This window comes from Stenomitos frigidus ULC18 (assembly GCF_003003795.1).
GTDB lineage: Bacteria > Cyanobacteriota > Cyanobacteriia > Leptolyngbyales > Leptolyngbyaceae > Stenomitos > Stenomitos frigidus_A.
In genome coordinates, this window is record NZ_PVWK01000108.1 from 36,246 (window position 1) to 43,977 (window position 7,732).

The 7,732-nt window shown below is 50.2% G+C and carries 5 protein-coding genes; 2 read left to right on the forward strand and 3 right to left on the reverse strand.

Going from position 1 to position 7,732, the window contains the following annotated elements:
* Positions 1-24: 24 nt before the first annotated feature.
* Positions 25-1,308 carry a COG4705 family protein gene (locus C7B82_RS20005; RefSeq protein ID WP_106258040.1) on the reverse strand — a complete coding sequence of 428 codons (1,284 nt, stop codon included), beginning with the start codon at positions 1,306-1,308 and terminating at the stop codon, positions 25-27.
* Positions 1,309-2,665: 1,357 nt separating this feature from the next.
* Here C7B82_RS20005 and C7B82_RS20020 point away from each other — a divergent pair.
* Positions 2,666-3,151 (forward strand): PepSY domain-containing protein, encoded by a 486-nt coding sequence (locus C7B82_RS20020; protein ID WP_106258043.1) that lies wholly within the window; start codon positions 2,666-2,668, stop codon positions 3,149-3,151.
* An 8-nt stretch (positions 3,152-3,159) separates the two neighbouring features.
* Here the strand turns inward: C7B82_RS20020 and C7B82_RS20025 are convergent, their stop codons facing one another.
* Positions 3,160-4,392, reverse strand: a complete 1,233-nt coding sequence (locus tag C7B82_RS20025; RefSeq protein WP_106258047.1) for a sensor histidine kinase — start codon at positions 4,390-4,392, stop codon at positions 3,160-3,162.
* Between the two features lie 50 nt (positions 4,393-4,442).
* Positions 4,443-5,117, reverse strand: a complete 675-nt coding sequence (locus C7B82_RS20030; protein WP_106258048.1) for a response regulator transcription factor — start codon at positions 5,115-5,117, stop codon at positions 4,443-4,445.
* A 496-nt stretch (positions 5,118-5,613) separates the two neighbouring features.
* Between C7B82_RS20030 and C7B82_RS20035 the strand changes: the two genes are divergently transcribed.
* Entirely contained in the window at positions 5,614-7,146 is a 1,533-nt protein-coding gene (locus C7B82_RS20035) for an alkaline phosphatase family protein (RefSeq protein ID WP_219904603.1), read from the forward strand.
* Positions 7,147-7,732 lie beyond the last annotated feature (586 nt).

Sequence of the window (7,732 nt, forward strand, 5' to 3'; positions counted from 1 at the left end):
CGATCGCCATATAACATCCTCCATTCATACCGACCGGTGAGCGGTGAGCGGTCGGAGTTCAAAGTTAGCTGTGGCAGGTAATTGGGAACGTTCTACCGACTGCCGCTGATCAAGCGCATCAAGGGTCGAAAGGAGTGACTCCAGTGACGTTTTACAGGCTGTTGGATCTGGAGGTTGGGCGCGCAGTTGTCTCAGGACATGATCGATCGACTTGTCAACCGAAGACCACTGCGAAGGATTCATGGGTTTAAGGCGAGACTGTGCCTTGTCCCAGGCGACTTCAAGATCACCAACGCGAGCTGTGGCAGCAGATAGATTGCCTTTTTGTACCGAGCTCAAGGTATCGGCTGCGATGGTGCGAAAGCTGGACAACTCTCCCAGCGGAGAGGTTGACGAAGTGGATGCGATTGCTTCATGTTGCAGCTCAGTGTGACGCCAGTAGTAGCCTGACCCGGCTGTGATCACAAGAGCAGACACAGCCAATGCGATTTGCCAGGAAGCAGTGTATCGTTTTCGATTGGTTTCTACATTGGCGACTGGATGGGTGATTAAATCCCGCTTGGTGATCGAAAGAAAGATAACAGTCAGCAGAATCGCTGCCATAAAGATGGCACTTGTAACGGTTGCCCCCAGCCCTAAGCCGCCATTTGATCGGGGCTGAGAGAGAAAATCACCTAACGAAGCACCCAGTGGACGCGTCATGATATAGACAAGCCAGAAGGACAAGACAGGGTTGAGACCAAAGCGCCAAGCGATGGTCACGAAAGCAATCACTACAGCGACGATGATGCCTGTGGTGAGGTAGCCCAGCCCAAGGCTCTCTGCCATTAGATCTCCCGTGGCGGTACCTAGAGCAAACGTGACCAGGATCGCTAACCAGTAAAAGGATTCCCTTCGCCGGGTAAAAATGGAATGGATCGAGAGTGTTCTCTCTATGGAGAACCAGGCGGCAAAGGTCAGCGCCAAGGCGATGCTGAAGATAGTTGTGCTCACTTCAAGAGCAATACCCAATTTGTCAGTCAAATTATCTGTAAAAAGGGTGCCAAAGATACTAATGAGGACAACCGTCAACCAGTAAAGAGCAGGTGTATATTTTTTTGCTTTAAACTGAAAAAATAAGGCAATCAGGAGCACGACTCCTACGACCATAGAGGTGCCAGTCAAGCCAAAACCAAGACTGACGTTCAAGAAATCAGAGGCAGTCTCGCCAACCGTCGTGCAGAGGATCTTGATGATCCAGAAATAAATCGTGACCTCAGGAACTTTGCTGAGCAAGCTTGTGTTTTCGTCTCCCTGATGCAGGCTCATTTCGCTTTCTCCGTATAATCGTCAATTTTTGTACAGAACAAAATTTTGATAAGAAGAGCAGGCAAGAGTTTCAATCAATCAAGCATCATTCGATGAAACCTTACAGATCAAGTTAAAACATAGGTTGGATTGACTGAAATGCCCGTGGCGTTCAAGATCAGCAAGTTTATGGTTTTGCTGCTGACAGTTAACTATTCAATGAAACCTTGCACAAAGCCGATGAGGAGAGCGCGTAAAATGTGTGTGTTCTCCATGACAACCCTTACATTCCTAAACTCTTTTACGCTCTTTCCTGTCCACTCTTAAGCATTATCTGGCCGCCCGGCGAGGCTCTCTGCTGCTGCTGCTGTTCGGTGTCTTGCTGCCGTTTCAGATTTTTGGCGATTTAGCCGAAGATGTCTGGGAGCACGGGAGGTTTCCTTTTGATGTTCCCATCCTGTTGGCGGTTCATTCAAGCGCTCAACCGCAACTCGATCACGTTGCCTCAGTCTTGTGTTTTGCTAATGGCTTCAACGCTGACATCGTATGCTCCTGCTTCGCTTTGCTATGGGAATGGTTGGTTCTTCACTGGCAAGGCAACGCGTTCAAACCAAATTTCCGACCGTAGACGACAAGCGCGCTTAACCGTCTACGGTCTGGTGTCAAGGTTACGTATTGCGTCTTGAGTATAGTCAGCAAACGTCAAGAACTTGGAAAGACGATCGCTGCCAGAGCATTGAGTGTCAATCGCCTTTTCAAGTGCTTGCCAATCCGTGCTCGCCTCAACGTGAGAGCAAATCTGTAGCCATCGCTGGTGAGTCATTCCCCAGAGGGGCATAATACTCAAGCCGCATTCAAAGGAGCTACTTTTCTGCATTGCCTACGCATGAATGCTGTCTTTAGTTTGGGTCTGAAGACTCCATTTCCATTTGAGAGGAGTGCAACCCGAAATCACAATAGCTGGCGAAGGTAAGCAAAAAAATCATAATCATGGTAGCTGCAAACACAGTCATAGCAGCTTTATGAGCAACTTTTTTCACTAGATCGAACAGTGGCGGCTTCATACTTTAGCTGCCGGAAATTACGTCTTGAGTATAGTTAGCAAACGTCAAGAACTTGGAAAGACGATCGCTGCAAAGAAACGCTCAATGCCAATCGTCTTTTCGAGTTCTTGACCTTTTCGGGCTAATTTAAGCGCAGCAGAGGCATCGGATCGATGTGCTCTTCTCACTTTTGCTTCCTGGCTACTAGCCGGGATTTTTTTTAGAGACAGCAGGAGATAAGCACACATCTCAAAGCACTGTGCATCTTTCTCAGTTCTTGACGTTCATTGCTTACATTGGCAGACATCATCCAACATCAACAGGAAGTAAAGACAATGAACACCGCAAGAAAACGGGTGCTGCTGGGCGTTTTTATTGGCACCCTAGGCTTAAGTGGACTGGCTCAGTTTGTGTATGCTAACCAACCGCAGCCAGTCGCTGTGGTGCCACAAAAACATCGCGCTCAAGCCACTGAAACCAGTGATGGCGATGGTGAGACGAACGATGACATAAAAGAGCAACAAGAGGCAGTGAAGTTACAACCGTTGGCTAAAATCACCGCACAGCAAGCGCAACAGGTAGCTGAAGCGGCTCAGAAGACCAAAGCTAGCAAGGTCAAACTGGAGAACGAAGAAGGCAGTTTAGTCTATACAGTGATCGTTGGTCAGCAAGAAGTGACGGTAGACGCTGGTAATGCTCGCATTCTCTACACTGAACCGCTTAGACAAGAAAACCACACATCTGATGTCAGCCATCCTCGGAGTAGCATTCAAGTCTCTCAGGCGAGCGATGGGGATGGTGAAACAAATGATGATGGTTGAACCCGCGATCACACGGCTGGTAAACGCACTGTGAAACAGCTACCCACACCGAGCTGACTACTAACTGTGATGCTGCCATCGTGAGCGTGAGCAATGGCTTGGGCGATCGCCAACCCCAAACCAGAACCACCGTCCCAATAAGAACGAGACGCATCAGCCCGCCAGAAACGGTCAAAAACTCGTTCTAGATGTTCTGGTGCAATGCCCATACCCGTATCTTGTACCGTGATCACTAACGTGTGCTCTAGCTGACTGGCTTGTACCGCGATCGTACCGCCAGCAGCCGTGTAATGCAGTGCATTCGCGATGAGGTTGTCAACCAAGCATGTGAGTTGAGCCGCATCCCCTTTGATCGCTAACGACTCAGCGACGTGAGACTTGAAGTGCAGTTGCTTCGCGGCGGCTTGCGGCACATACTGTTGCAACAACCCTGTCAGGAGTGGCGTTAAATTGAACGTTTGCCCATCGGTTTGAGTATCCTTTTCGGTACGTGCCAGCAGCAGCAGGTCTTCCGTCAGCTTCGTCATCTGGCTCGTCGCACTGGCGATCGCGGCAAACTTTTCTCGATCCGTCGGGCGCATCGCTTCGGGATATTTCAGCGCCACAGCGGCATTACTCTTGATTACCATCAACGGGCTACGTAGCTCATGCGCTGCATCTGCCGTAAATTGCTGTAGCCGTTGGAAGCTCGCCTCGATAGGCTGCATCGCTTGACGGGTCAGCCAAAGACCGCCAAGTCCACTCAGCAGCAGCGCTAGCAAAATACCACCCCCTAACCCCAAGTCTAATTTCTGAAGATTCTCATCAACTTCTGCCAGTGATTGGCTGACGCGCACATAGCCAAGCAACTGCTGATCGTCACTCCCCAAAATGGGTAGCGTGACCGCTTGAAGCCGAGGCTGACCCGTCTGAATCTGGACTGCATCAGCGGTAGCTAAGGGCAACGAAACAACTGCCTTGCCCTCCTGGTTAAGCAGTTTGCCCTGCGAGTCAAACCACTGAATGGCTTGACCACGCGCGGTTAAGTCTTGAGTGGAAAAGTCTTCACCCACCCTAAAGCGACCGTGATCAAATTCGGCATTGGCAGCCGCCCCCTGTCCCAAAGCGCTCAGTCTTTCGGTGAGTTGATGGGTTAAGCTGCGGGTGAAAACGACTCGCACTCCGATCGCAAACGTGCTCAGAATGGATGCCAAAACAACTAGATAAGAGACTAGCAAGCGGTGGCGAAGGTTCTGAAACACAGGCTTAGTTTGTTTTTGCTCCTTCTCCATCCATGCCGCAGCTACACGCCTTAGCACTCCACGCGAAGCCGATAGCCGACTCCATAGACCGTTTCGATCACGTCTGGAGCACCTGCCGTCTTGAGCTTACGGCGCAGGTTTGTGAGATGGGTTTTAATCGTTTCTTCTCCAGAGGACTGATCAAACGACCAGAGCCGATCGAGGAGGAACGAGCGGGTCAGCACTTGGGTGGGATGCTTCAAGAAACACTCTAGGATCTCGTATTCTTTGGGCGTTAACACAAGGGCATTGCCACCATATGTTACGCTGTGCAGGCTTGGATCAAGTTGCAACGCTTCGTAGGTCAGAATCGGTAACTTCGTTTCGACACTGCGACGGGCTAACGCTCTGATGCGCGCCGCCAACTCTTCCAGCTCAAATGGCTTGACTAAATAATCATCGGCTCCAGCATCCAACCCAATCACTTTATCCGTTGTAGTATCACGTGCCGTCAACATGAGAATGAGGGCACTGATCCCAGCGGCGCGTAACTGCTTGCACAAACTGATGCCATCCAGTCGAGGGAGCATGAGATCCAACAAAATCAATTCATAGGTCACGGTCTGTACCCATTCCCAACCTTCTACACCGTCTCTAGCCACATCAACGACGTGGCTTTGGTGTCTTAAGTCCTCTACCAGGGGGCGAGCAATGCGATCGTCATCTTCGACTAGCAAAATCCTCATTGCAGCCACTGTGAGAGTTGTTTGGTAGCAGTGAAGGTTGGCTTTTGGGCAGTCATGGTGAAGATGAACGTCAGCAGGAACACGTAGATCTTGCAGAGCCGTATGGTAATCTGTCGATCGAGCTATTCTCAACGCTTGACTGAAGGCTAAGTCACAACGTGCGTCTAGCTTCACTATACCCTCGACTTTGAGAAAGCTTTTCATTCACCTGTAGAGCCTGCTGCTCTTGTGCCTGGACTCTCTGCGATCGTCCATCAGGCTTCTTCACTTCCAGTGTGACGCAGACTCACCGTGTAGCCAATGCGAAAGCCGCTTTTGGTGAGCGTTTGAGCAGCCTGCTTTTTTCACGCTGGCGGCTGCTTCGTCATGTATCCAATCAGGTAAGCGGAGTGGCAGCCTTAGATTCATCTTCGATCTTTAACCAAATCAGACACTGATTACGAGCGAACGATCTTCGGCTCGTGACCCAACCATCATTTAGTGGAGAAATTTAACAGTGAAGAAATTTAATTTCATGTCTCAAGGGAAACGGATTTTTAACTTCGCGATCACTGCCATCCTTGGTGGAGTTGCCGCTATTCTGGCGCTGCCATCAGTCCAAACCGTTAGTGCGGCTGAGAAGCCAACCATCAAACACGTCTTGCTGATTAGCGTTGATGGGTTACACGCCGTTGATCTCGCCAATTATGTCAAAACCCATCCCGACTCGACGCTGGCAAAACTGAGCGATCGCGGCGTTACCTACACCAAAGCCTTTGCTTCACGTCCCTCTGATTCCTTTCCAGGTTTGCTCGCAATAGTGACAGGTGGCACGCCCCGCTCCACGGGTGTGTATTACGACAACAGCTACGATCGCAAGCTGTCGCCACCCGGATCGAATTGCAGCACCATTGGCACTGAAGTCGTGTTGGACGAATCGATCGACATCAACCCAGACTTGCTCAGCGGTGGCGGCAACCCAGGCTTCAATGCCAGCAGTATTGATCCAGCCAAACTGCCGCTTGACCCCAGCAACGGTTGCCAACCCGTCTATCCTCACTCATACTTACGCGTCAATACTATCTTTGAGGTCATCAAAAAAGCAGGTGGTTACACCGCCTGGGCTGATAAGCATCCAGCGTACGATCTGGTGAATGGGCCATCCGGTCAAGGGGTGGACGATCTCTACACACCTGAGATTAACAATGCTGACAGCCCCACCAGTAAGGTTGCGGCTACAGAAGCCTACGATGACATCAAAGTTACCGCCATTCTCAACCAGATTGATGGGAAAACCGCCACGGGTGCTCCTGCTACTGTACCAACCATTTTTGGTATGAACTTCCAGGCAGTCAGCGTGGGAGAAAAATTGCCCACGGCTGGTTACACAGATGCAGCCGCTACTCCTAGCGCCGAGTTGCAGGATGCTCTGGAGCATACAGATGCCTCTTTAGGAAAAATGGTGGCAGAACTGAAAGCACAAGGGCTGTACAAGTCAACCCTGATTATCATTAGCGCGAAACACGGACAATCGCCCATTGACCCCAGCAAAGTGAACAAACCAGGTTCCTTGCTCAAGTTAATTCCCGCGATCGCACCACTGGTTGCGAAGGCAACGGAGGACGATATTGCCCTACTCTGGCTGACTGATCAGAGTAAGACTAGTGACGTTGCAGATGCTCTCAGTGCCAACAAAGCCGCAGGCTTTATCCGTAAGCTCTACGTCGGTGAGAGCCTAGCTAGCTTGTTTGACGATCCCTCCACGGATTCACGCACCCCAGACATCATCGTTCAGCCGATTCCAGGCACCATTTATACAACCTCGACGAAGAAGATTGCGGAGCATGGTGGTTTCACCCTGGATGATACCAATGTGGCTTTGCTGGTCTCCAATCCCAGATTTGAGCGCGAAAAAGTGCGGGATGTCGTCACGACCACGCAGATTGCGCCGACGATTTTGAAGGCACTTGGTCTCAAGCCAAGAGCGCTTAAAGCGGTGCGCCTGGAAAAAACGCACGTATTGCCAGCGCTAGAATTGAACGACGACTAAACATAGAGTGAGGCGAACTCAGTCTAACTATGGTTCGCCTCAGTTCACTATCATTGCTGACTATTAATCAGCTGGTTGCGGGTTTTGTGTAAAAGTTGATGTGAAATATTGAGCGGCAAGGTTAAGTTGAGCCTTTAAGGGGTTGAGCCGACATAAGATTAGTGCAAGAGTAGGATGGAAACCTGATTCTATCGTAAAGAATCAACCCTGTTTTCCTTGTCTGAGACTTGATCCAGAAGCCCGATTTAGAAAGACTTGTGGCGTCATCTTGCACTTTTTAGGGCTTATGTCGACTCAACCCCGAAAAGCCTCAAGAGTCCAATCTTGTCGTGGCACTTCTGCGGCCTTGAGCAGTTAACCCAGTAGCTTCAGCAAAGGCTTAAGGATATCAGGGATTCACCCAAGCAACAGCACTTGCGTTAGTCCAGACCTTGCAGCTGATTTTGCAGCTCAAACAACAACAGTTCCCAATCCGCTTGAGCCAGACCCGCTTCCGGTTGCTCAAACAGCTCCAGCGTCAATGGTCCTAAGTACAACTCGTCACTGAAGGGGGTCGGAAATCGTTAGGATCATCGTAAAGATTGTG

Bases quoted from the DNA above. Each gene is read 5' to 3' on its own strand.
- C7B82_RS20005 (WP_106258040.1), bottom strand. From the start codon at position 1,308: ATGAGCCTGCATCAGGGAGACGAAAACACAAGCTTGCTCAGCAAAGTT.
- C7B82_RS20020 (WP_106258043.1), top strand. From the start codon at position 2,666: ATGAACACCGCAAGAAAACGGGTGCTGCTGGGCGTTTTTATTGGCACC.
- C7B82_RS20030 (WP_106258048.1), bottom strand. From the start codon at position 5,117: ATGAGGATTTTGCTAGTCGAAGATGACGATCGCATTGCTCGCCCCCTG.